Source organism: Nonomuraea rhizosphaerae (assembly GCF_019396405.1).
GTDB classification, from domain to species: Bacteria; Actinomycetota; Actinomycetes; order Streptosporangiales; family Streptosporangiaceae; genus Nonomuraea; species Nonomuraea rhizosphaerae.
On record NZ_JAHKRL010000363.1, the window covers coordinates 1 to 23,429 of the forward strand.

At 70.3% G+C, this 23,429-nt stretch carries 17 protein-coding genes; 8 read left to right on the forward strand and 9 right to left on the reverse strand.

The window, feature by feature from the left end:
- On the forward strand, nt 1-409 hold a 409-nt coding region (locus tag KME77_RS18150; protein ID WP_504739335.1), incomplete at its 5' end, for a peptidase associated/transthyretin-like domain-containing protein.
- Nucleotides 410-482: 73 nt separating this feature from the next.
- Here the strand turns inward: KME77_RS18150 and KME77_RS18155 are convergent.
- The gene (locus KME77_RS18155) at nt 483-1,841 is read right to left on the reverse strand and encodes an amidase (protein WP_219468955.1); all 1,359 of its coding nucleotides are present in this window, start codon (nt 1,839-1,841) and stop codon (nt 483-485) included.
- A 153-nt stretch (nt 1,842-1,994) separates the two neighbouring features.
- Here KME77_RS18155 and KME77_RS18160 point away from each other — a divergent pair, with 153 nt between their 5' ends.
- Nucleotides 1,995-2,237: a hypothetical protein gene (locus tag KME77_RS18160; RefSeq protein WP_219468958.1), complete on the forward strand. Its 243-nt coding sequence runs from the start codon at nt 1,995-1,997 to the stop codon at nt 2,235-2,237.
- Here the strand turns inward: KME77_RS18160 and KME77_RS18165 are convergent.
- The 7 genes from KME77_RS18165 to KME77_RS18195 form a co-directional block, all read right to left on the reverse strand.
- Nucleotides 2,194-3,690 carry an aminotransferase class V-fold PLP-dependent enzyme gene (locus tag KME77_RS18165; RefSeq protein ID WP_308250751.1) on the reverse strand — a complete coding sequence of 499 codons (1,497 nt, stop codon included), beginning with the start codon at nt 3,688-3,690 and terminating at the stop codon, nt 2,194-2,196. The two genes, KME77_RS18160 and KME77_RS18165, sit on opposite strands and share 44 nt — an antisense overlap.
- An 85-nt stretch (nt 3,691-3,775) precedes the next feature.
- On the reverse strand, nt 3,776-3,985 hold the full coding sequence (locus KME77_RS18170; RefSeq protein ID WP_246610062.1) for a DUF4236 domain-containing protein: 210 nt from the start codon (nt 3,983-3,985) through the stop codon (nt 3,776-3,778).
- 47 nt (nt 3,986-4,032) lie between these two features.
- Nucleotides 4,033-8,037, reverse strand: coding sequence for a discoidin domain-containing protein (locus tag KME77_RS30345; protein ID WP_219468961.1), 4,005 nt, complete (start codon nt 8,035-8,037; stop codon nt 4,033-4,035).
- 24 nt (nt 8,038-8,061) lie between these two features.
- A complete protein-coding gene (locus KME77_RS18180; RefSeq protein WP_219468964.1) occupies nt 8,062-9,915 on the reverse strand; it encodes a glycoside hydrolase family 127 protein in 1,854 nt (617 codons plus the stop codon).
- Nucleotides 9,908-10,675, reverse strand: a complete 768-nt coding sequence (locus KME77_RS18185) for a carbohydrate ABC transporter permease (RefSeq protein WP_219468967.1) — start codon at nt 10,673-10,675, stop codon at nt 9,908-9,910. Before KME77_RS18185 ends, KME77_RS18180 begins: the two co-directional genes overlap by 8 nt.
- Before the next feature lie 81 nt (nt 10,676-10,756).
- On the reverse strand, nt 10,757-11,671 hold the full coding sequence (locus KME77_RS18190; protein WP_219468969.1) for a carbohydrate ABC transporter permease: 915 nt from the start codon (nt 11,669-11,671) through the stop codon (nt 10,757-10,759).
- The gene (locus KME77_RS18195; RefSeq protein WP_219468972.1) at nt 11,668-12,942 is read right to left on the reverse strand and encodes an ABC transporter substrate-binding protein; all 1,275 of its coding nucleotides are present in this window, start codon (nt 12,940-12,942) and stop codon (nt 11,668-11,670) included. Before KME77_RS18195 ends, KME77_RS18190 begins: the two co-directional genes overlap by 4 nt.
- 126 nt (nt 12,943-13,068) lie before the next feature.
- Between KME77_RS18195 and KME77_RS18200 the strand changes: the two genes are divergently transcribed.
- A complete protein-coding gene (locus KME77_RS18200; protein WP_219468975.1) occupies nt 13,069-14,076 on the forward strand; it encodes a LacI family DNA-binding transcriptional regulator in 1,008 nt (335 codons plus the stop codon).
- Between the two features lie 70 nt (nt 14,077-14,146).
- Here KME77_RS18200 and KME77_RS18205 read toward each other — a convergent pair whose 3' ends face one another.
- Nucleotides 14,147-17,530 (reverse strand): alpha-L-arabinofuranosidase family protein, encoded by a 3,384-nt coding sequence (locus tag KME77_RS18205; protein ID WP_246610064.1) that lies wholly within the window; start codon nt 17,528-17,530, stop codon nt 14,147-14,149.
- Nucleotides 17,531-17,764: 234 nt separating this feature from the next.
- Here KME77_RS18205 and KME77_RS18210 point away from each other — a divergent pair, with 234 nt between their 5' ends.
- The 5 genes from KME77_RS18210 to yjfF all read left to right on the forward strand — a co-directional run bounded on the left by KME77_RS18210 (nt 17,765) and on the right by yjfF (nt 23,410).
- The gene (locus KME77_RS18210) at nt 17,765-18,748 is read left to right on the forward strand and encodes a LacI family DNA-binding transcriptional regulator (protein ID WP_219469049.1); all 984 of its coding nucleotides are present in this window, start codon (nt 17,765-17,767) and stop codon (nt 18,746-18,748) included.
- Between the two features lie 74 nt (nt 18,749-18,822).
- Nucleotides 18,823-19,812, forward strand: coding sequence for an ABC transporter substrate-binding protein (locus KME77_RS18215; protein ID WP_308250752.1), 990 nt, complete (start codon nt 18,823-18,825; stop codon nt 19,810-19,812).
- A gap of 58 nt (nt 19,813-19,870) precedes the next feature.
- The gene (locus KME77_RS18220) at nt 19,871-21,382 is read left to right on the forward strand and encodes a sugar ABC transporter ATP-binding protein (RefSeq protein WP_246610066.1); all 1,512 of its coding nucleotides are present in this window, start codon (nt 19,871-19,873) and stop codon (nt 21,380-21,382) included.
- Nucleotides 21,379-22,395, forward strand: coding sequence for an ABC transporter permease (locus KME77_RS18225; RefSeq protein WP_219468978.1), 1,017 nt, complete (start codon nt 21,379-21,381; stop codon nt 22,393-22,395). Before KME77_RS18220 ends, KME77_RS18225 begins: the two co-directional genes overlap by 4 nt.
- 31 nt (nt 22,396-22,426) lie before the next feature.
- The gene (gene yjfF / locus KME77_RS18230) at nt 22,427-23,410 is read left to right on the forward strand and encodes a galactofuranose ABC transporter, permease protein YjfF (protein WP_219468980.1); all 984 of its coding nucleotides are present in this window, start codon (nt 22,427-22,429) and stop codon (nt 23,408-23,410) included.
- The last annotated feature ends 19 nt before the right edge of the window (nt 23,411-23,429 follow it).

Here is a 23,429-nt window from a genome sequence, read left to right on the forward strand (position 1 = left end):
GTCGGGCAGCCCGCCGCAGGGCGGCCCTCCGGCGGGCGACCCCGGCGCCCAGGACCTCACCCCCACCGACGACAAGCGCTACCTGCGTGGCGCGCAGGTCACCAACGGCGACGGGATCGTGGAGTTCACGACGATCTGGCCGGGCTGGTACCGCGGCCGTACGGTCCACATCCACGCGATGGTCCACTTCAGCGACGCGCGGGTGCTGACCACCCAGATGATGTTCGACGAGGCGCTCAACACGAAGGTTCTCGCCAACGCCCCGTACGCCTCGCGCACCGGGCGGGACACGCTCAACGACTCCGACAGCATCTACAAGGACAGCATGCTGATGAAGGTCACCGAGGAGGACGGCGGCTACCTGGGCGTGATCGTCTTCGCCGCCGACTCCGACAAGGACGGCGCCTGACCGAGGCCACCAAGGACGGCGCCTGACCGGGGCCATTGAGGACGGCGCCTGATCCGAGCCGCCGGAGGGCGCGTCAGTCGCGCGGGTCGAGCGGTGTCAGGCGCGGCGCCCGCGCCTCTATCGCGGCCGCCGCGTCCAGGCACAGGTCCTCGCGGAAGCGCGGCCCGACGATCTGCACGACCTGCGGCAGCCCGCCGGCCTCCCCGACGGGCACCGCGACCGACGGCAGCCCCAGCAGGTTGACCGCGACGGTGGTGCGGAGCCTGCCCGGCCAGGCGGCGGCCCAGCCCGCCTCGAGGTCCTCGCCGACGCGGAAGGGGCCGTCCGGCACGATGGGCATCAGGACCAGCGGCGTGGCGGCCATCCACGCGGCCCACGCGCCGTGGATGGCGGCCCGCTCCATCATCGGGTCGAACGCGGCCCGCCCGCCCGCCTCGGACCAGCTCTTCTCGAACCCCGCCCAGAACCGGACGAAGTCCGGCGAGGCGACGGTCTCGACCGGGGGCTGCTCCTCCTGGACCCGGCCGTAGGCGGACATGATCTGGAAGTAGATCTCGGCAGCCCGCTCCAGCGCCGGCGGCCGGCCCTCCTCCACCTGGTAACCGGCGTCGGCCAGCAGCTCGGCGGCCCGTCGTACGGCGTGATCGTCGGTCACCACCGCCACGCCGCGGCCGAGGGCGGGGCCGCGCAGGGGAGCGGGGGCGTGCCAGGGGTCGGCGGGGACGGGCCCGCACATGTGCTCGAAGGCCAGCCGCAGGTCCGCCACCCGCCGCGCCATCGGCCCGTGCACGGCCAGGAGCTGGAACCCGAACGGCAGCGCCGGGCCGGTCAGCGCCACCCTGCCCAGCGACGGCTTCAGCGCGGCGACGCCGCAGCACTGGGCGGGCCAGCGCAGCGAGCCCGCGCCGTCGCTGCCGACGCCGAGCGGGCTCAGCCCTGTCGCCACCGCGACGGCCTCGCCGCCGCTGGACGCGCCGGGCGTGTGGGCCGCCGACCAGGGGTTGCGGGTCGGGCCGTGCAGCGCGTTGTCGGTGTGCCAGCGCATGCCGAACTCCGGCATGTTCGTCCGGCCGATCGGGATGGCGCCCGCCGCGCGCAGCTGCGCGACGTGCGGGGAGTCGCGTTCGGCGACGGCGTTCCGGAGCGGGACGATGCCGTGCGTCGTCGCCGAGCCCTTGACGTCGACGTTCTCCTTGACCGTCATGGGGACGCCGCACAGCGGCCCCGGCTCGGCGCCCTCGCGCAACGCCCGGTCGGCGGCGTCCGCCGCGTCGAGCGCCTCCCGCTCCAGGACGGCGGTGATGGCGTTGACGCGCGGGTTGACGTCGGCGATGCGGTCGAGGTGCGCCTGGACCACCTCGCGGGCCGACACCTCTCCGGCGCCGACCAGCCGGGTCAGGTCCCCGGCCGGAAGTTCCCACAGCTCTGCCACGGCAAGTCTCCTCAAAGGGGGTTGGGCGGTGCCGAGGAATCTAGGGGGAATCGCGGCGAAGGTGCAGTCTTGTCTTCTCGCGCCGCTTCAGCCAGCCGCACGAGATAATGCGTTTTGCCAGCTCTTGGCGCCACTCCTGAGACTGTGGTTGGTGTGGACGGGTCGGGGGATCGCTGGATCCAGGCGCTCCAGGAGCGGGCCGCCCGCCTGGCCTTCCCGGACTGGCGGGCCGGTCCCGACGACTGGACGAGCCTGTACACCAGCTTCGGCACGGACGGCGCGCCGGTGACCGAGGTGGCCGTCTACCGGGGCCACGAGCGCCTTCACCACCGCCGTTACACCGGTGCGGAGCTCACTCGGTTCTGGACGCTGCTGATCGACTCGATCGCGGAGTGAGCGCCGCGGCCTCCGTACGGATGCGCTCCCACACCTGTTCGAGGTGGCGCCGCTCGGTCGCGGGGGAGCCGACGGCCAGGCGCAGCAGCACCCGGCCGCCCGCCTTGGTGTGGGTGAGGTAGAGGTCGCCGCTCGCGTTCAGGCGCTCCATGAGCGCGAGCGTCGCCGCGTCCGCCTCCTCCGGCTCCCTTCCCTCCCAGCGGGGACGGAGGCAGACCAGCCCCAGCGGATGCGGCTCGTGCACCTCGAAGCCGGGGTCGGCGGCCACCCACGAGGCGAACTCCCCGGCCAGCGCCACGCACGAGCGGATGTGCGCCCGCAGCCCCTCGGCCCCGTACCAGCGGATCACCGCCCACAGCTTCAGCGCCCTGAACCTGCGGCCGAGCGGGATCTGCCAGTCGCGGTAGTCCACGACGGACCCCGCCGCCGTCGCGGCGTTGCGCAGGAACTCGGGCATGCTCGACAGCGCCTCCAGCAGCGGCCCCCGGTCGGCCAGCCACAGCACCGTGCAGTCGAAGTTGGTCAGCAGCCATTTGTGCGGGTTGGTGGAGTAGGAGTCGGCGTACTCAGTAACCCCCGCGTTGAGCCAGCGCAGTTCCGGGCAGACCGCGGCGACCCCGGCGTAGGCGGCGTCCACGTGCAGCCACACCCCGTGCCTGCGGCACACCTCGCCGATGGCGGGCACCGGGTCGACGGCGGTCGTCGAGGTGGTGCCCACGGTGGCGCACACCATCGCCGGGTGCGGGTCCTCGCTCAGCAACGCGTCCAGGTGGGCGGGGTCCATCGCCAGCGTACGGGGATCGACGTCCACCACCCGCACCCCCGAGGCGCCCAGCCCGGCGATCCTGGCCGCCCGCTCCAGCGACGAGTGGGTCTGCGACGACACGTAGATCGTGTACGGCCGGTCGATCCCCTCACGGGTCACCCGCCCGCCGCCGGCCCGGTGCAGCGCCGCCAGCAGCGCGACCAGGCAGGCGCTGGAGGCCGAGTCCTGGATGACGCCGCCGCCCCGCCCGTCGGTGCGGAAATGTGGTGGCAGGCCGAGCAGCCCGGCCAGCCAGTCGACGACCATGGTCTCCAGCTCGGTGCAGGCCGGGCTGGTCACCCACAGCATTCCCTGCACGCCGAGCCCGCTGGAGATCAGGTCGCCGAGGATGGCCGGCCCGCTGGCGTTGGCCGGGAAGTAGGCCAGGAAGGCCGGGTGCTGCCAGTGCGTGATCCCCGGCAGGATGACCCGCTCCAGGTCCGCCATCACCGCCTCGAACCCCTCGCCGTCCTCGGGCGCGGCGGCGGGCAGCGCGGCCCGGATGTCGCCCGGCTTCACCTGCGACATCACCGGATAGGACTCGACGGAGGCGAGGTAGTCGGCGATCCAGTCGATCACCTGCTTGCCGTGGCGGCGGAACTCCTCGGGGCTCATGTGCTGCGCGGCCATGGTGAACTCCCGTGACACGGCATGGCCTCCTCGGGGAGGCCATGCGAAAGGGCCGGAGAGCGGGTGCCTCCGGCCCTTTTTGTCACACCGAGTCCATATCGCGCTAGTCCCGGGCGCGCCCGCTGAGCGTCTTGCGCCAGTGGAATCCACCGGGCAGGTTGACGGACAAGGTACGCCGTCCGTCCGCCGTGCGGGTGACGCGGAACAAGCGGTTGCCCCAGCTGTGCCCGACTCCCCCGCGTGACAGGTTCAGCCGGAACGGCCCAAGCTTGATCGACTTTCGGTAGCTCCAGCCCATCGAGGTTCCCTCCATGAGATCGCCAGAGCCATCAGCTACCCAAAAAGTCGCCAAATAACGGCCTAATTCACGGTCACCACCGCCTGAGCCGGGATCGTGGTGCCCGTCACCTGGCCCGTCACCGTGAACGTGCCGGGGGAGGCGTAGGCCGCCGGATCGATCGCGGCCCAGGTCACCGCGATCGAGCTGTCCTTCGAGCCGTCGTTGTACGTGGCCACGACCGTCCCCGGCATCAGCGGCGCGGACCCGGCCTTCGTACGGACCTGCTCCTCGGCCAGCGACGTGATCGTCACCGCGGCCGTCGTCCGGACGTGCACCGTGGCCTCGACCGGCGTGCGCAGCCCCTCGGCCAGCCCGGCGACCCGGAAGCTGGTGCCGCCGGTCCTGACCTGGTCGGCCGTCACCTGCTGCCAGGTCACCGCCGCCTGGCCCCGGCCGCCGTCCGCGTACAGGGTCTCGACCTTGGCCGGAAGCTGCGGCAGCGTGCCCGCGACGGTCGGGACGTGCACGGGGCGCACCGAGTCCGGCGGCACCGCGTACGCCTTCCACTCCAGCAGCCCGACCGAGGCCGCGCCCGAGACGAGCTGCAGCCGCAGCCTGGAGGTGGTGACCGGGTCGAAGGAGACGGTGTTGTAGGCGTCCACGGCGACCGGGTAGGAGGCGGCGCCGGTGACGTCCTCGAACGAGTCGCCGTCCCACGCCTGGATCTTCCACGACGCCGGGACGCGGACGCCGCCGTTGTCGTCGAAGAAGTACACCTCCGCCTTGTTCACCCGTACCGGTGACGGCCAGTCGAGCTGCACCCACTGCGTGCCCTGCTGCGGCCAGGTGCCCCAGCGCGGGTTGGCGCCGTCGTTGGAGCGCGGCGGGTCGATGCCGTCGTTGATCGCCGTCACCCGCTCCCACGGGGAGGTGTAGGAGGCGGTCGGCGTCGCGTACGGCGCCGCGTTGACCTGCGCGCCCAGCTCGCCGACCGTGACCGCGACCGTGCCCGAGGTGGATCTGGCGCCGTCGGAGGCGGTCAGCTTCAGGCGGTAGGTGCCCGGCTCGGTGAAGGAGGCGACCGTCGCCGGGTTCGCCGGGTCGGTGAAGAACGCCTGGCCGGGGCCGTCCACCATGCTCCACTGCGTGGTGAGCGCGCCCGACGGCGAACCGTCGTCCTTGACGACCGCGTCGAGCTTGGCCTGTCCCGGCCGGTTGAAGGTGGTGTCGGGCATGGCCAGCACGTACGGGGCCCTGTTGCCGATCTGCGGCGGCGCGGCGCCGCTCGCGTACGCCTGCACCTCCTTCAGGCCGGAGGAGTAGCCGGGCCGGTGGGTGATCAGCACCCGCAGCTTCCGCGCCGTGACCTGCCGGAAGCGGACCTCGTTGAGGTTGGCGCGAGGGTAGGCGGGCTCGCGCGCCTGGCGCGGCACGTCCTTCCAGGCGGAGCCGTCCAGGTACTGGACGGTGTAGAGGGCGGGCTCGCTGACGCCGCCGATCCTGCGGTCGTTGGAGAAGTACAGCCGGACCAGGTCGACCGGCCTGGCCGCGCCGAGGTCCACCTCCAGCCAGTCCTGCGGTCTGCCGGAGCCCCTGCTGCTCCAGTACGGCTCGTTGATCGTGAACCCGTCCGCCGCGCCCGCCGGGTCGCCGTGCGAGGCCGTGGCGGAGGCGACCAGGTCCGGCCGGGTGGAGCCCAGATCGGTCCCGGCCTTCTGGAACAGGTCCTCGACCCGGTCGCCGGACAGCCTCACCTGGTCGGGGGCCTTCATGGACGGCGCCTTCTCGGCGTGCACGACCGTGCCGCCCTCGACCCTGCCGGTGCGCGGGTCCCACACGGCGTGGGCGAGCCCGGACAGGGTGACCTTGCGCCTGCCGTCGACGAAGATCGAGTAGCCCTCGGGGACGCCCACGTAGTGCCGCTCGCCGCCCGGCTTGTCCCAGACGACGGTGAGGTCGCTGCCCCGGTAGTCGACGCCGTTGACGGTGAAGTGGTCCCAGCCGATGTCCACCGGCCACAGCTCCACCTTGCCGTCGGAGCGCGGGCGCAGGCCCATCACGTCCTCGATGACGGTCCAGTTGCTGCTGCCGAGGATCGTGTGGTGGATCCAGGAGCGGTAGCCGATGGTCTTGGTGGCGGGGTTCCAGTTCGCCCAGAACTCGTTGGCGTCCGGGTAGCGGGTGTCCCCGCCGACGAACTGCGACCAGGCGTTCCAGTACAGGAGCTGCTTGTACTGCTCGGCGGTGATGTACGGCGAGGCGTAGTCGCGCAGCGCCTTGGAGAACAGCGCGAAGTTCCGGGTCGAGTTGATCTGCGAGAAGTTGTTCGAGCCCGGGTGTCCCGCGGCGGCGGCCTCCGCCTTGTCCTTCTGGTTAGCCGTATACGCCGGGAATATCGGATATTCGGCGGGGTCGGTCCACAGCCGGAGCGGCTCGCGCCACTTCGGGTCGTCCGTCGGGACCAGGCCGGTGGCGTACGGGATGTAGTTGTTGGACTCCTTCCACGGGATCAGGTTGCCCGTGCGCAGGTCACGGTGCTTGAACAGCTTGTTCTGCTCGTCCCACAGCAGCGTCAGGATGCCGCTGCGCACCTTGTCCGCGACGCCGCGCAGCTCGGCGGCCTTCGCCGTGTCGCCGATCAGCGTGTACGCCTGCGCCGCCGCCATCGCGTTGGCGTAGACGTAGGCGCCCTCCAGCCGCTCGTTGGAGCGGTTGTAGTAGTGGAACGACACCGCGTCCGCGTCGTTGCCGGTCAGGGCCTCCCAGTCGTACTCGATCACCCCGTTGCCGTTGGTGTCGTAGGTGGCGAGCTGCCCGTAGACGTCCTTCTCGGCGTAGCGGGCGAGGTTGCGCAGGATCGACGGCTGGCCGCCGTGGATCTGGTAGCTCTCCAGGGCGGAGGCGGAGATGTACTGGGTGTAGCTGTTCGACCAGTTCTCCGGGTCGCCCGGGTTGTCGGTATATTTCGCGTTCCGCGACACCTCGCCGGCCGACACCCACGGCCCGTACGAGTAGATCGGGTCGCGCAGGTACTTCAGGTCCTGGAGGAACATCGGCACGGTCAGCACGATCGCGTTGTTGTAGCCCAGCGCCCCCTCGACCGACGTCGGGAACTGGAAGTCGTTGCCCGGGATGTCGGCGTCGAGGAAGTTGAACCGCATCAGCCACCAGCGGTAGTACACGAACTTCTTGATGTTCTCGTCGGGCACGTCGATGTACGGCAGGTTCCCGGCCCACCAGGCGTTGTAGTCCTGGAGCTGACGCCGCAGCGCCTTCTCCGGCGAGCGGCCCCTGTAGCCGTCGTACTCCTCCCGCGACCCGGGCAGCTCCTCGGTGACGAAGCCCATCTGCACCTTCGTCCGCACGGTCCGGCCCGGCGCGACGGACAGCGTCCCCTTCAGCGCGCCGTCCGCGGCCCTCAGGCCGTCGCCGCTGAGCCGGGGGAAGATCGTGGTCAGCCGGTTCTTCGCGGCGACCACCCCGGTCAGCTCGCGCTCGCCGTCGGCCGTCGTCGCGTACGGGGAGGTCACGCTGATCGGTACGTCCCGCTTCACGGTGCCGGTGTTGGTGACCGACAGCGTGGTGACGGCGACGTTCTGCTGGGTGATGAACTTCTTGACCGACACCGCCAGCCCGTCACCGGTGTACCGGCCGCTCCAGTGGCTGGGCATCTGCAGCCGCTCGGCGACGTCCTCGGTGAGCGCGGTCCCGAGCGAGACCTCGTAGGCGTCGCGGTTGTCGATGCTCTCCCAGTACGCCACGTAACCGCCGAACCCGATGACCGACGGGTCGTGCTCCTTCATGAACAGCGCCCGCCCGCGCGACATCAGCCACGTCCCGGCCGGGTCGGCTCCCGGGCGGGCGAGCATGCGGTCGATCCAGTACGAGTCGCCGCCCTTCTCCTTCTGGTAGATCTCCTCCATCATCTTGCGCGGGTCGTAGCGGACGGGCTCGGCCGGCACCGGATCGGCGCCGGTGAACACCGGCATGCCCAGGTCGTCCACGAGAGCCTTGGCGGGGGACACGCTCGCGAGCAGGCTGCCCGCGATGGCTAACGCCGCCAGGCCCGGAAGGGTCTTGCGCACGGGATCCTCCAGGAAAGGGGGGTGTCACTCGGCTATGGGGAGCCAGACGCGCATGGTGGCCGGGCCACGGTTGCCCCAGCGGTGGTAGGGGACCAGCCGCAGCGTGTGGTCGGCGCCGCCGGCCGGGTCGGGGTCCGGCCCGTACGGCCAGCCGTTGGAGTGGGGCCTGCCCAGGGCGGCGGTCAGCTCCACCCCGACGACCGGGTCGGCGCCGGAGGGCGCCACGTCGCTCGGCGGACGGGACACGCGGGCCGCCACCTCCGACAGCGGCACCTCGTCGGCCACCGACTCCGCGCAGTACACCAGCGGGCCGCGCTCGACCGCGACGCTGCCGCGCAGGGCGTCCACGCGCCGGTCGGGATAGGTCCACCGGGGAGCCATGGGCAGCTCCAGAGTGATCACGTCGCCGGGCAGCCAGTCGCCCTCGACGACCGCGTAACCGGGATCGACCGCGCGGGTCGGCGTCCCGCCCTCGGGGCGGGGGGAGGACGTGGGGGCCTCCGCCGGGGCGTACGAGAGCGTCGCGCCGGCGGCCCAGGCCGGCACCCGCAGCGAGATCCGTCCGCTGCCGCCCGACAGCACCCGCACCGCCACCATCCCCGACCACGGGTAGCCGGTCTCCACCCGCAGCGCGAGCGGCCCGTGCGTGATCTCCGACGGCGTGTAGTGGTGGATCTGCACCCCGCCCTCGTCCGAGGTCGCCAGGTAGGCGGGCAGCGAGGCGAGCGTGCGGGCGATGTTGTTCGGGCAGCACGACACGTCGAACCAGCGCGAGCGCAGCCCGCCCTCGGCGGCGTGGTTGACCCCTTCGAACGGCAGCGCGGCCACCCGCACCTGCAGCGGGTTGACGTAGAAGAACGACCGCCCGTCCAGCGCGACCCCGGTGGCGAGCATGTTGTACAGGGTCCGCTCGGCCACGTCCGCGTACCGGACGTCACCGGTGGCCAGGAGCAGCCGGTGCGCCAGCATGATCGAGGCGATGCTCGCGCAGGTCTCGTTGTAGGCCCGGTCGGGCGGCAGCTCGTAGTCCTCGCCGAACGACTCGTCGGCGTGCCGCGAGCCCATGCCGCCGGTCAGGTGGGTGCGGCGGGCGACGGCGCGCTCCCACTGCGACTCCACGGCCTTCAGCAGTTCCTGGTCGCCGGTCTCGACGGCCACGTCCACGACCCCGCTGGCCAGGTAGAGCGCGCGTACGGCGTGCCCGCGCAGGACCTGCGCCTGCCGCACCGGGACCTCGTCCTGGAAGTAGGCGCGCCCGAAGGGGATGTCGGCGAGGGCGGGCCGGCCGCGCCGCTCGACGAAGCGGCGGGCCATCTCCAGGTAGCGTTCGACGCCGGTGGCCCGGTACAGCTCGACCAGCGCCATCTCCACCACCGGGTGGCCGCACGTCTCCGTGGTGTCCATGAAGCGGCGGCAGACGTGGTCGGCGGCCCGGCGCACCACCTCGGTGAGCTGGTCCTCGCCGTGCGCGCGCAGCCTGGCCACCCCGGCCTGGATGAGGTGGCCGTAGCAGTACAGCTCGTGGCCCCACTCGAAGTCGGTGTAGCGGTTGCCGGCCCAGCGGGTGTTGAGGTAGCCGTCGCCCTCCTGGGCCGAGGCGACGGTCGCGGCCAGCTCGGGCAGCGCGGGATGGCCGGCCCACGCCATCCCCTCCAGCAGCTTGTACGTCTCGGAGTCGCTGAACTCCCGGCCCCTGCGGGGGCGCTCGCCGCGGAAGTTGCCGATCCATCCCTCGCGCTCCTGCCATTCGAGGCAGTGGGGGATCGTGGCCTCGCGGTTGAGCGCGATCCGGTCGCCCCAGAAGCCGGCCGGGACGCGCACCGCGTCCAGGCCGAGGGGCGACAGCACGCCGGACGAGGGCAGGACAGGATTAACCACGTAGGGCTCCCGACATGAATCCGCGCACGTAGTGGCGCTGCAGAATGACGAACAGGATGAGGCAGGGAATGGCCATGACCATGACGCCGGCCTGGAGCATGCCGTAGTCGATGGCCCCGAACGTGCCCTGGGTCATGCTGACCACGGCCACGGGCAGCGTGAACGACGCGCCGTCGTTGAGCAGGATCAACGGGGCGAAGAAGTCGTTCCAGGAGGCCAGGAAGGCGAACAGGCCGACCGTCACGAGCGCGGGCCGCACCGCGTGCAGCAGGATCCGGGAGAAGGCGCGGAAGGTCCCGCAGCCGTCCACCAGCGCCGCCTCCTCCAGCTCGCGCGGGATCGCCTCGAACGCGTTGCGCATCATGAACAGCGCGAACGGCAACTGGAACATCACGAACACCAGCGACAGCCCCACCAGCGAGTTCTGCAGCCCGATGTAGCCGAGCAGCACGTACAGCGGGATGAGGATCGTCGCGTACGGCACCATGAGGATCGCCAGCGTGGCCAGGAACAGCACGTTCTTGCCGGGGAAGTCGAAACGGGCGAAGGCGTAGCCGCCCAGCGCCGAGACCAGCAGCGTCCCGGCGACCGTCATGCCCGACACCAGCACGCTGTTGGTCGCGTACGTGCCGACGCCCTCGCCGAAGCGGGCCATCCGCAGGTAGTTGTCCGGCTCCTCCAGCGACGACCAGCCGCTCCACACCAGCGGGAACAGGAACAGGACGGCCAGCGCCCCGACCGTCGGGTAATACCGTGTCATCGGTCGTTCACCACTCCTCACTCCCTCCGCGGGCCGCTCGTTCCTCACGGACCGCTCCGCTCGCTGCGTCGGGTTCTCTCCTCACCGCAGCCTCCGCATCATCAGCGTGTTGAGCCCGACCAGGGCGACCAGCAGCACGACCGACAGCGCCGCGGCCCCGCCGAGGTCGAAGCGGAAGAAGGCGTCGCGGTAGACGACCATGACCATGGTGGTCGTGCTGTTGTCCGGGCCGCCGTTGGTGAAGATGAAGAACTGGTCGAAGGCCAGCAGCGAGCCGGTCACGCTGAGGATGAGCATCAGCGCCAGCGTCGGGCGCAGCAGCGGCAGCGTGATCTTGGTGAACACCTGCCAGCGGTTCGCGCCGTCGCTCCTGGCCGCCTCGTACACCTCGGTGGGGATGGCCTGCAGGCCGGTCAGCAGGATGAGCATGTTGAACCCGGCGAAACGCCACAGCACGAGCGCGATCGTGGAGAACAGCGCCATGTTGGGCGTGCCGATCCACTTGATCGGCTCGTCGATGACGCCGATCGCCCGCAGCATCGGGTCGATCGGGCCGAAGTCGTTGTTCAGCATGCCGTAGAACAGCAGCGCGGCGGCGGCGAAGCCGACGGCTCCGGGCAGGAAGAACGCGGTGCGGAAGAAGCCGACGCCGGGGCGGCGCTCCTGCACGAGCAGGGCCAGGCCGAGCGCGACCGCCGACAGCAGGACGGTGGTGATGGCGGTGTACTTCAGGGTGAAGAGCACCGCGTCGTAGAACAGCGGGTTGCTGGGGATCTTGGCGTAGTTGCCGGGGGCGTTGAACGTCGCCTGGCCGAGCAGCGGCCACTTGTTCAGCGACATCCAGACGACCAGGATCAGCGGGGCGATGAACAGCACGGCCACGATGACGGCGGTCGGCATGGCGTACAGCCAGCCCTGCACGCGCCTGCCGCGCCATCGGACGGGCGGCGCCGAGTGGGCCGCCCGTCCTCTGGGCTTGCCGAGGGTCAAGCTCATTGCTGCTGCAGTGACTTCGTGACCTCGGCGTTCAGCTGGGGCACCTTCGCGGCGTCGCCGAACACCGCCTCACGCGCCAGCCGCAGCCAGGGCCCCTGCGGGTCGTTGAACGTCTGGCCGAAGCGCAGCGCGTACGGCGTCTGCCCCTTGGCCACCAGCGAGTTGATCAGGACCACCCGAGGATCCTCCGCCGAGTACTTGTTGCTGGCCAGGTCCGTGCGCGCCAGCACGTCCTTGTTCTTGGCCATGACCTCGACCTGCGCGTCGTCGCCCACGGTCCAGGAGATGAAGTCCCAGGCCGCGTCGGCGTTCTTGCTGGTGGAGGAGACGCCGATCGAGTCGCCGCCGACGAACGTGGACTCGCCGCCGTCGGGGCCGGCGATGGGCGTGACGCCGATCTTCATGTCCGGGGGCATCGTGCCGAGCGTGGTGGAGGGCATCGGCATGACGCCGATCTCACCCTTGGGGAAGAAGCCGGTCCAGGTCGGGCCCTGCTCCTCCTTGGCCGTCGGGCCGGTGACCTTCTTGTCGTACAGGCCGCGCCAGATGGCGAACACGTCGTTCATGGCCTTCTGGTCGTTCAGCGAGGTGGTGCCCTCGGGGTTCATGACCTGGCCGCCGGCCGCCCAGACGGAGGGCCAGAACGTGAAGACGTAGCAGCCGCCGCAGTTGCCGCCGAAGAACGTGCCGTGGACCTTGCCGTCCTTGCCGAGCTTGTCCTGGACGGCGGTGGCCTGCTCGGCGAACTCCTTGAGCGACTTGGGGCCCTTCTCCGGGTCGAGCCCGGCCTTGGTGTAGAGGTCCTTGTTCCAGAACCAGACCGACAGGTCCAGCGTGTGCGGGAGCGTGTAGAGCTTGCTGTCGAGCGTGCCGAGCTTCATGTGCGAGGGCGCGAGCTTGTCCTTGAACGGCAGGGCGTTGATCCGGTCCGTGAGGTCCATGAACAGGCCCTGCGAGGTGTAGTTCGGCACGAAGATCACGTCGGCCGCGAACACGTCGGGCAGCTGCTTGGCCCCGGCCGCGGCCGCGATGCGCGGCTGGTAGTTGTCCGTGGGGATGACGGTCAGCTTCACCTGGTTCTTGTGGCTGCTGTTGTAGGCCTTCACCAGCCGCTCGGACTGGGCCTGAGTGGCGGCGCGGGTCCACATGGTGATCGTGACCGGGCCCGCCGCCGTCGGTTGCTGCTGGCTGCCGCCGCCACCGCTTCCGCAGGCAGCGGCTGTGAGCGCTAACAAACCGAGGAAGGCTATCCCGGCCAGCCGTCGTCTCATGGTTGTCTCCTTCGGGACCCCCGGTGAACTGAAAGGTTTTCGGAAACGTAGAAGAAACGTAGAGGCCTGTCAATGGGTGTTATGGTTCGTCCAGGCTATCGATTGACTGAAAAGGGTTTCGAGAATATGGCGGGTAGGCGCGCGACCATCAACGACGTGGCCTCCCTGGCCGGGGTGTCGATCGCCACGGCCTCCAAGGCGCTCAACGGACGGCAGGACGTGCGGGCGTCGACCCGTCAGCGCGTGCTGGCCGCCGCTGAGGAGCTGGCCTTCCAGCCGAACGCCCTGGCCCGGGGGCTGCTGTCCGGGCAGACGCGGACGGTGGGCCTGCTGACCTCCGACAGCGCGGGCAGGTTCGGCATCCCGGTGCTGCTCGGCGCCGAGGACGCGTTCGGCGCGGGGGAGATGGCGGTGCTGCTGTGCGACGCCCGCGGCGACGCCATCAGGGAGCAGCACCACCTGCGCGCGCTGCTGTCGCGGCGGGTGGACGGGCTGATCGTGGTGGGCGAGAGCACCGACGTGCGGCCCTCGGTGAGCAGGAACCTGGGCGTCCCGGTCGTGTACGCCTACGGGGCCTCCGACGACCCCGAGGACGTGTCGTTCGTGCCCGACGACGTGGGCGGGGCGGCGATGGCCGTGCAGCACCTGGTGGCGCTGGGGCGGCGCAGGATCGCGCACGTCACCGGGCCCGACCACTACAAGGCCTCCCGCGACCGCGTCGAGGGCGTCGAGCTGGCCCTCGCCGAGGCCGGGCTGGAGCAGGCGGGCGAGACGCTGTGGGGCGCGTGGTCGCAGCGCTGGGGGCGGCACGCCGCGGAGATGCTGCTGATGGCCCAGCCGGACATCGACGCGGTGTTCTGCGGCAGCGACCAGATCGCGGCCGGGTTCGTGGAGACGGCGCGCGAGCGGGGCCGCCGGGTGCCCGACGACATCGCGGTGATCGGCTACGACAACTGGGAGGTGCTGTCCACCGAGACGCGCCCCGCCCTGACCACCGTGGACATGAACCTGGAACTGCTCGGCAGGACGGCCGCCCAGCACCTGTTCGCCGCCATCGACGGCAAGGCCACGCCGGGCGTGCACCGGATGCCCTGCCAGCTCGTGATCCGGGACTCCACCGGCTCCTCGACGTGAGCGTGCCCGGACAGACAGGCGTGAGCGTGCCCGGACAGGGAGGGCAGGTCCCTGCCCGGGCACGGGCCCGCTACCTCCTGCGCAGCTTGACGAAGGTCACCGAGTGGGCGGGGAAGTCGTAGGCGAACGCCGACGAGACGCCCTCGACCTCATGTCTCTTCGCCGAGATCCGGTCGGGGTCGGTGAGGGAGTTGACGTCGGCCGGGTCGCCGGTCAGCGAGACGACCTGCGCTCTGCGCTCCACCCGCGCCCCGCCGAGGTCCACCGCGGCGCGCACCGCGATGTCCTGGGCGTTGACGACCTTGAGCGTCACCGTGTCGCCGTCCTTGGACACCACCTGGTAGAGCGGCTCGACCCGGGCGTCGTCGGTGAAGTCGTTGATCTTCTGGCCGTCCAGCCAGGTGGTGATCCTGCGGCCGTTCACCTCGATCCTGAGCCGGTAGTCGCGCCCGGTCTCGACCGTCGTGGCCGAGGTGGCGATCGACGACTTGCCGCCGTTGACCGCCTTCTCGATCGCCGACTGGGTGTTGCCCCAGCCGCCGACGTTCCACCAGTAGAAGTTGCCGGTGTCCCTGACCCCGAACATGATCAGGAAGCCCTCGGCGCCGCCGGTCTTGCGGGCGGTGACCTCCATCGTGTAGTTCGACCAGCCGGCCGAGCCCGAGGTGGAGCGGGCGTCGGTGACGTTGGCCGTCTGTACGTACGCGCCGTCCTGAACCGACCAGGTGCCCAGCCCGGGGGTCCAGTTGCCGGCGCCGGCCGAGAAGTCGTCCGACAGCAGCACGGTGCCGTCGGCCCCGGTCACCTTGACGTCGTCGTAGCGGACCTGGGTGGCCCAGGAGCCGAGCCCGACCGCTCCGGAGATGTCCGGGACGTGCTGGGCGTCGCCGGTGAACGTGCTGGGCAGCACCCGGTCGCCGACGTCGGTGGAGAACAGCTTCTGCACGTGGTAGCTCGGCGAGCCGTAGAGCTGGTCGTTGTCGAACCAGATCAGGTCCGGCGTCCAATCCACGTAGTCGACGTTGGCCAGTAGCGGCGCGTACGAGGCCAACTCGACCACGTCGGAGTTGCGCTCGATGCCGGTCAGGTAGGACGCCTCGGTCAGCGCGTTGTGGAAGGTGTTGCCCTGCGAGGCGTACTCGCCGACGAACACCTTCGGCCCGGCACGGTCATAGGTGTCGTAGCGGTGGTTGTTGGTCAGGAACCACGTGGGGTTGTTGTAGTAGTGCTCGTCCACGAGGTCGGCCTTCTGGTCGCGGGCGAACTGCCACATCCGGTCGAACCACGCGCCCTGCGAGGTCTGCCCGCTGTTGCTGATGATCTTGATCTTGGGGTACTTCGCCCTGATCGCGCCGGCGAACTTCGGGTAGTTGGTGAAGAACTGCTCGTAGATCTCCTCGTTGCCGAGCCCGATGTAGTCCAGCCCGAACGGCTTGGGGTGCCCCATGGCCGCCCGCTTCGCGCCCCACGCGGAGGAGGCGGGGCCGTTGGCGAACTCGATCAGGTCGAGCGTGTCCTGCACCCAGCGGGCCAGCTTCGCCTCGTCGGTCAGCGGCCGGTTCTCGCCGCAGCCGTTGACGCCCACCGACAGCACCGGCAGCGCCTCGGCGCCCAGGTCCTCGGCGAACTGGAAGTACTCGTAGTAGCCGATGCCGTAGCTCTGGTTGTAGCCCCAGAAGTTGAAGTTCGTCGGCCGCTCCTCGACCGGGCCGATCGTCTCCTTCCACTGGTAGATGCGGCGCCTGTCCTGCCGGTCGGAGTACGGGTCGTACGTGCCGACGTTCGTCACGCAGCCGCCCGGGAAGCGCAGGAAGCGCGGCTTGAGGTCGGCGACGGCCTGCGCGAGGTCCTTGCGCAGGCCATGGCCCTTGAAGGTGTCGCGCGGGAACAGCGACACCATGTCCAGGTCGGTTCGCCCAGCGGGCGCCCGCACGATCAGGCGGCCCGCGTCGGTGGTGCCCGACGAGCGGAACGAGGCCGTGTACTTCGCCCAGCCGCCCGCCTTGACCCGCAAGGTCGCCGTGCCGAGCACGAGCGCGCCGTCCTCCACGGTCACCGTCAGCGGACCGGCCTCCGCGCGCCTGGCCCACAGCGACAGGTCGTAGCGCGCCCCGGCCTTGAGCGGCAGGCCGCGGTTGAACCCGGCGTTGCTCACCCCGCCGCTCGCCGCCACGTCCAGCCGCAGGTAGTTGCGGTTGTTCGGGTTGAGCGGCTGGTCCGTGGCGACCGTGGGCGCGGCGTCGCCGACCCTGCTCCACGCGGTCAGCCCGTTGTAGGTGCGCTCGTCGGTGGCGTTGAACTCGAACGAGCGGTTCTGCACCAGTTCGGCGTAGAGCCCGCCGTCCGCGGCGTGGTTGATGTCCTCGTAGAAGATCCCGTACAGGTTGGGGCTGACCTTGGTCCCGGCGGCCCTGGTGTTCACGCCGAGCCTGCCCGTGGAGTAGGGCTCGATCCGGAACTTCGTCGCCGCCGTCCCGGAGACGAGCGTCCTGTCACTGATGGAGACGCTCTTGCCGCCCGAGGTCAGCGTGACCTTGCCGCCGCCCGCGTCCCTGAGCTGGAACGGCGACCCGGTCCTGGACAGCCGGACCTTGGCGGCCGCCTCCAGGTACCTGCCGGTGGCGACGTCCTTGAGCCTGACGCCCGCCTCGCCGGCGGGCTCGGCGCTCAGCGCCAGGCTGGTCAGGCCCGGGGTCGCCGACGCCCGCACCACGCCCTTGTCCGCCGACAGGTACGGCAGCCCGGGGGCGCGCAGCGTGAACGTCGCCGGCGGGGTCACCTGCTGCCCCTCGGCGGCCTTGACCGCGAAGTAGTCGAAGTCCGCCGCGACCGGCGTGCCGTTCTGCGCCGACAGCGCGAACAGCCCGACCTGCCTGACGTCGATGTCGGCTGTCATCCTGGAGGCCTGCACCCAGGCCGAGCCGTCCCAGTACGAGGAGACGAACTCGTCGCCGGTCCTGGCCAGCTTGATCGTCTCGCCGGTCGAGCCGGTCCTGGCCGCGAAGCCGGCGCTGAACAGCGCCCGCACCTCGGTGTCGGTCTCGATCACCCGGCCGCCCGCGGAGCCGACGTGCGCCAGACCGGCGCGCACGTAGTTGTCCCAGTCCTGCCAGGCCAGGATGCCCGCGTTCTGGAAGTCCAGGTCCACCGTCGCGCTGACCTTGGTCACCACCTCGAAGTCGCCGGCGGGGACGTCGAGCATGAACAGGTTCCTGGCCGTGTTGACGCCCTGGTAGGTGTCACCCGGCAGGGAGTGGACGCGCAGGGAGCCGGGCTGCTCGCTGAGCGACCAGCGGGAGGCGTCGGGGGCCAGGACGGTCCAGTCCTGGCCGAGCGTGGCGGCGTCGAACTGGTCGACGAGCGCTCTTTCGGGGATCGGCTCGGCGGTCGCGGGCGCGGCGACGGCCACGAGGGACGCCGCGATCAGCACCCCTGACAAGGCGGTTCGTAACATGAGTGGACGGTCCTCACTTCTGTTAGCGTTAACATTCGCAGTGAGCGTTCACACGGAGATTGGCGTCAAGTTAAGAGCGGTGGGACCAGGCGTCAAGGGGGTGCCGATCGGGTCGCTGCGTGACGCGACCGTAATCAGCCGGACTCTTGACGTTGGTGTTGTTAGCGTTCACAGTCGTGCCAAGCCAGGAAGGGAGAGGCAGTGAGATCGATCCAGGGGCGACGCCCGCCGGTCATGGCCGATGTGGCCAAGGAGGCCGGCGTGTCGCACCAGACGGTCTCCCGGGTGCTCAACGAGCACCCCAACGTCCGCAGCGAGACCCGCGCGAGGGTCATGGAGGCGATCGACAAGCTCGGCTACCGCCGTAACCTCGTCGCCCGCGCCCTGGTCACCAAGCACTCCAGGACGCTGGGCGTCGTCAGCTTCGACACCACGCTGTACGGCCCGGCCAGCACGGTCTACGGCATCGAGCAGGCGGCCAGGGCGGCCGGCTACTTCGTCAGCATCGTGAGTCTCAAGTCCATCGACAGGGCGGGGGTTCGCGACGCCCTCGACTACCTGGCCGACCAGGGGGTGGACGGCATCGTCGTGGTCGCGCCGCAGCGCTCGGCCGCGCAGGCGCTGGCCGACCTCCCCTTCGACAAGCCCACGGTGGCCGTCGAGGGCGGCGAGGCGGGCGAGGTGTCGGTCGTCTGCGTCGACCAGTACGAAGGAGGCCGGCAGGCCACCGGCCACCTCCTCGACCTGGGACACGAGACGGTCTGGCACATCCGCGGCCCCTCCGACTGGCTGGAGGCCGAGGGGCGGGTGGCCGGCTGGCGGTCCGTGCTGGAGCAGGCGGGCCGGCCGGCCCCGGAGCCGCTCGCCGGAGACTGGAGCCCGCGCTCGGGATACGAGGCGGGGCGCAGCCTGGCGAGCATGAAGGACGTCACCGCCGTGTTCGTCGCCAACGACCAGATGGCGCTGGGCGTGCTGCGGGCGTTCACCGAGCGGGGGGTGAGAGTCCCCGAGCAGGTCAGCGTCGTCGGCTTCGACGACATCCCGGAGTCGGAGTTCTTCTCGCCGCCGCTCACCACCATCAGACAGGACTTCGGCGCGGTGGGCAGGCACAGCATCGAGGTGCTTCTACGGCAGATCGAGGGTCAGGGCTCCCACGAGCGTGAACGGCTCGTGGTCCCGCCCGTGGTCGTCCGGCGGGCCAGCACGGCCCGGCGGTAGGCCGTAAGGAAAGGCAGGATGGCACTGACACCTCCATGCGGTGTTAGCGCTCACACCAGAAGGGAACCCCCCACGTGTTGAAGAGGATCTCGGCGTTGGCGCTCGCCGGCCTCACCGCCCTGGCGATGGCCGGGTGCGGTGGAGGCGGCGGCTCGACCAGCGCGCAGAGCGGCGGCGGTGGCGACAGCTCGATCACCATGGGCTTCTCCCAGGTCGGCGCGGAGAGCGGCTGGCGCACCGCGAACACCAAGTCCGTGCAGGAGTCGGCCAAGGAGGCCGGGATCACCCTGAAGTTCTCCGACGCCCAGCAGAAGCAGGAGAACCAGATCAAGGCGATCCGCTCCTACATCCAGCAGAAGGTGGACATCATCGCCTTCTCGCCGGTGGTCGAGTCGGGCTGGGACACCGTGCTCAAGGAGGCCAAGGACGCCAAGATCCCGGTCATCCTCACCGACCGGGCCGTGGACTCCAAGGACACGACGCTCTACAAGACCTTCCTCGGCTCGGACTTCGTGGAGGAGGGCAAGAAGGCCGGCAACTGGCTGGTGGAGGAGTTCAAGGACACCAAGGACACGGTGAACATCGTCGAGCTCCAGGGCACCACCGGCTCGGCGCCCGCCAACGACCGCAAGTCGGGCTTCCAGGAGGTCATCGGCGCCGATCCCAAGTTCAAGATCGTCGCTTCGCAGACCGGCGACTTCACCCGGGCCAAGGGCAAGGAGGTCATGGAGGCCTTCCTGAAGTCCACACCGGACATAGACGTCCTTTACGCGCACAATGACGACATGGGGCTGGGAGCGATCGAGGCCATCGAGGGCGCGGGCAAGGTGCCCGGCAAGGACATCAAGATCGTGACCGTCGACGCGGTCAAGGACGGCATGCAGGCGCTCGCCGACGGCAAGATCAACTACATCGTCGAGTGCTCCCCGCTCCTCGGCCCGCAGCTCATGGACCTGGCCAAGAAGGTCGTCAAGAACGAGACCGTCCCGGCCCGCGTGATCACGGAGGAGACGGCGTTCGACCAGGAGCAGGCCAAGACGGCCCTGCCCAACCGCAAGTACTGACCGCGAGGGCGGGCCGGTCCCCCCGGCCCGCCCCGCCTCATGGAGGAGACCAGCGCACATGCCCCCACCCGCGCCGATCCTGCGGATGAGCGGAATCGGCAAACAGTTCCCCGGTGTGAAGGCCCTCGACGGCGTGGACCTGCGACTGCTGCCGGGCGAGGTGCACGCGCTCATGGGCGAGAACGGCGCGGGCAAGTCCACCCTGATCAAGGTGCTGACCGGCGTCCACCCCATCGACGCGGGCACCATCGAGCTGGACGGCAGGGCCGTCGCCTTCACCAGCCCCCTGGAGGCCCAGCAGGCCGGCATCAGCACGGTCTACCAGGAGGTCAACCTCTGCACGAACCTCTCGGTCGCCGAGAACATCTTCGTCGGCAGGGAGCCGCGCCGCCGGGGCCGCATCGACTGGCCGCGCATGCGCGCCCGCGCCGTCGAGTTGCTGGCCAGGCTGGACCTGCGGCTCGACGTCTCGGCGCCGCTGTCGGCGTACTCGCTGGCCGTCCAGCAGATGGTGGCCATCGCGCGGGCGATCGACATCGACGCCAAGGTGCTCATCCTCGACGAGCCCACCTCCAGCCTCGACGCCGGTGAGGTCGAGCAGCTCTTCCAGGTGATGCGCAACCTCAAGGAGGAGGGCATCGCGATCCTGTTCGTGTCGCACTTCCTCGACCAGGTGTACGAGATCTCCGACCGGATGACGATCCTGCGCAACGGACGGCTGGTGGGCGAGTACCTCACCCGGGAGCTGCCGCAGGTCGAGCTGGTCGCCAAGATGATCGGCCAGGAGCTGGCCGCGCTGGAGAAGCTGCACGGCGAGGCCAAGGAGTTCGGCAGCCCGCTGGTCGAGGCCCGCGGCCTGGGCAGGGCCGGGGCGATCGAGCCGTTCTCGCTGACCATCCACGAGGGCGAGGTCGTCGGCCTGGCCGGGCTGCTCGGCTCCGGGCGCACGGAGATCGCCCGGCTGCTGTTCGGCGCCGACCACGCCGGCACGGGCGAGGTGGCCGTCGGCGGCACGCCCGTGTCGCTGCGCACGCCGCGCGCCGCCATGAACCACAAGATCGCCTTCTGCTCCGAGAACCGCAAGTCCGACGGGCTGATCCCCGACCTCACCGTCAGGGAGAACATCGTCCTGGCCCTCCAGGCCACCAGGGGCTGGACCAGGCCGGTGCCGCGCGAGCAGCAGGACGAGCTGGTCGGCCGGTACGTCGCCGCGCTGAAGATCAACCCCGCCGACCCCGAGCGCCTCGTCCGCGATCTCAGCGGCGGCAACCAGCAGAAGGTGGTGCTGGCCAGATGGCTGATCCTGGAGCCCCGGCTGCTCATCCTCGACGAGCCCACCCGCGGCATCGACGTCGGCGCGAAGACCGAGATCCAGCGGCTGGTCACCCAGCTCTCCGACGGCGGCATGGCGGTGCTGTTCATCTCCGCCGAGCTGGAGGAGGTGCTGCGGCTCAGCCACAAGGTCGAGGTCCTGCGTGACCGCAGGCTGGTGGCCGAGCTGCCCAACGACGACGACCTCACCTCGGACGTGCTCATGGAAACCATCGCAAGCGGGGGGAGGGCCTCGTGAAGCGGCTGCTCTGGCCGGTCGTCGTGCTGCTCCTGCTGCTCGTCGTCAACCTGGTCTTCACCCAGAACTTCTTCTCGATCCAGATGCGCGACGGCCACCTGTACGGCAGCCTGATCGACATCCTGCGCTTCGGCGCCCCGCTCATCCTGGTCTCGCTCGGCATGACGTTGGTCATCGCGACCGGCGGCATCGACCTGTCGGTCGGCTCGGTGGTGGCCATCGCCGGGGCGCTGGCCTGCCTGCAGATCAGCGAGGACGCGAGCCTGTTCACCGCCGTCGCGCTGGCCCTGGCGCTGTCGGTGCTGCTCGGGGCCTGGAACGGCGTGCTCGTCGCGGTCGTCGGCATCCAGCCGATCATCGCCACGCTGATCCTCATGGTCGCCGGGCGCGGCCTGGCCCAGCTCATCACCGACGGGCAGATCATCACCGTCAACAGCGCCTCGTACAAGGTGATCGGCGGCGGCTACTGGCTGACCGTGCCGTTCAGCATCATCCTGGTCCTGGTCGTGCTGGCGATCACCGCCTTCCTCACCCGCAGGCTCGCGCTGGGCCTGCTCATCGAGTCGGTCGGCGGCAACGCCGAGGCCAGCAGGCTGGCCGGGATCCGCTCGCGCGGCATCATCATCATGGTCTACGCCTTCGCCGCCCTGTGCGCGGGCGTCGCCGGGCTCATGATCAGCTCGAACGTCTCCAGCGCCGACGGCAACAACGCCGGCCTCTGGATCGAGCTGGACGCCATCCTGGCCGTCGTCATCGGCGGGACCTCGCTGTCGGGCGGGCGCTTCTCGCTCGGCGGCACCGTGCTCGGCGCGCTCATCATCCAGACGCTGACCACGACCATCTACTCGATCGGCGTGCCGCCGGAGACCACGCTGCTGTTCAAGGCGCTCGTGGTGACCGCGGTCTGCCTCATCCAGTCCGCGTCGTTCCGCGCGAAGGTGTTCGGCCGCCGCGGCCGGGCCGCGCCGCCCAGTCCGGCGGCCCCCGAGGAGAAGGTGCGGGTGACGGCATGAGCCGCACGGCGCGGGAAGAGCGGGTGACGGCATGACGACGGCGGCCCTTGACCTGAGCCGGCGGATCCCGGCCAAGTACGTGCCGGTGCTGGTGACCGGCTGCCTGTTCGTGGCGATGTTCGTCGTGGGCGGGATCCGCTACGAGGGGTTCGCCAGCGGGCAGGTGATACTCAACGTCTTCGTCGACAACGCCTTCCTGCTGGTCGTGGCCGTCGGCATGACGTTCGTGATCCTCACCGGCGGCATCGACCTGTCGGTCGGCTCGGTGGTGGCGCTGTCCACGATGATCTCGGCGAGCCTGATGAAGGGGCCCGGCTGGCCGCCGTACCTGGTGATCCCGCTGGTGCTGGTCATCGGGTCGGTGCTCGGCATGGTGATGGGCTACATCATCCACGCCTTCGACATCCAGCCGTTCATCGTCACGCTGGCCGGGATGTTCCTGGCGCGCGGCCTGTGCTACACGATCGGCACCGACTCGATCCCGATCGAGGACGCGACGTTCACGGCGTTCGCGCAGACGAAGGTCAACCTGTTCGCCGGGATGTGGGTCTCGCCGAGCGTGGTCATCGCCGCCGTCGTGGTGCTGGTGGCGGCGTACGTGCTGCACTACACGCGCCTGGGCCGGGCCGTCTACGCCACCGGCGGCAGCGAGCAGTCGGCGCTGCTCATGGGCCTGCCCGTCGCGCGGACGAAGATCACGGTCTACACGGTCAGCGGCTTCTGCTCGGCGCTGGGCGGGGTGCTGCTGTCGTTCTACATGCTCTCCGGGTACGGGCTGCACGCCGTCGGCATGGAGCTGGACGCCATCGCCGCCGTGGTCATCGGCGGGACGCTGCTGACCGGCGGGTCCGGATTCCTGCTCGGGACCGTGCTGGGCGTGCTGGTGCTGGGCCTGATCCAGACGGTGATCAGCTTCGAGGGCACGCTCAGCTCCTGGTGGACCAAGATCTTCATCGGCCTGCTGCTCTTCGTCTTCATCCTGCTCCAGCGCCTGTTCTCCGCGCGCCGGACGTGATCTCCGGTGCGGCAGCCGC

What these genes read in the sequence shown, in the direction of transcription:
- KME77_RS18220 (WP_246610066.1), top strand. Translation starts at nt 19,871, where the DNA reads ATGCCCCCACCCGCGCCGATCCTGCGGATGAGCGGAATCGGCAAACAG.
- yjfF (WP_219468980.1), top strand. Translation starts at nt 22,427, where the DNA reads ATGACGACGGCGGCCCTTGACCTGAGCCGGCGGATCCCGGCCAAGTAC.
- KME77_RS18200 (WP_219468975.1), top strand. Translation starts at nt 13,069, where the DNA reads ATGGCGGGTAGGCGCGCGACCATCAACGACGTGGCCTCCCTGGCCGGG.
- KME77_RS18195 (WP_219468972.1), bottom strand. Translation starts at nt 12,942, where the DNA reads ATGAGACGACGGCTGGCCGGGATAGCCTTCCTCGGTTTGTTAGCGCTC.
- KME77_RS18190 (WP_219468969.1), bottom strand. Translation starts at nt 11,671, where the DNA reads ATGAGCTTGACCCTCGGCAAGCCCAGAGGACGGGCGGCCCACTCGGCG.
- KME77_RS18185 (WP_219468967.1), bottom strand. Translation starts at nt 10,675, where the DNA reads ATGACACGGTATTACCCGACGGTCGGGGCGCTGGCCGTCCTGTTCCTG.
- KME77_RS18170 (WP_246610062.1), bottom strand. Translation starts at nt 3,985, where the DNA reads ATGGAGGGAACCTCGATGGGCTGGAGCTACCGAAAGTCGATCAAGCTT.
- KME77_RS18210 (WP_219469049.1), top strand. Translation starts at nt 17,765, where the DNA reads ATGGCCGATGTGGCCAAGGAGGCCGGCGTGTCGCACCAGACGGTCTCC.
- KME77_RS18205 (WP_246610064.1), bottom strand. Translation starts at nt 17,530, where the DNA reads ATGTTACGAACCGCCTTGTCAGGGGTGCTGATCGCGGCGTCCCTCGTG.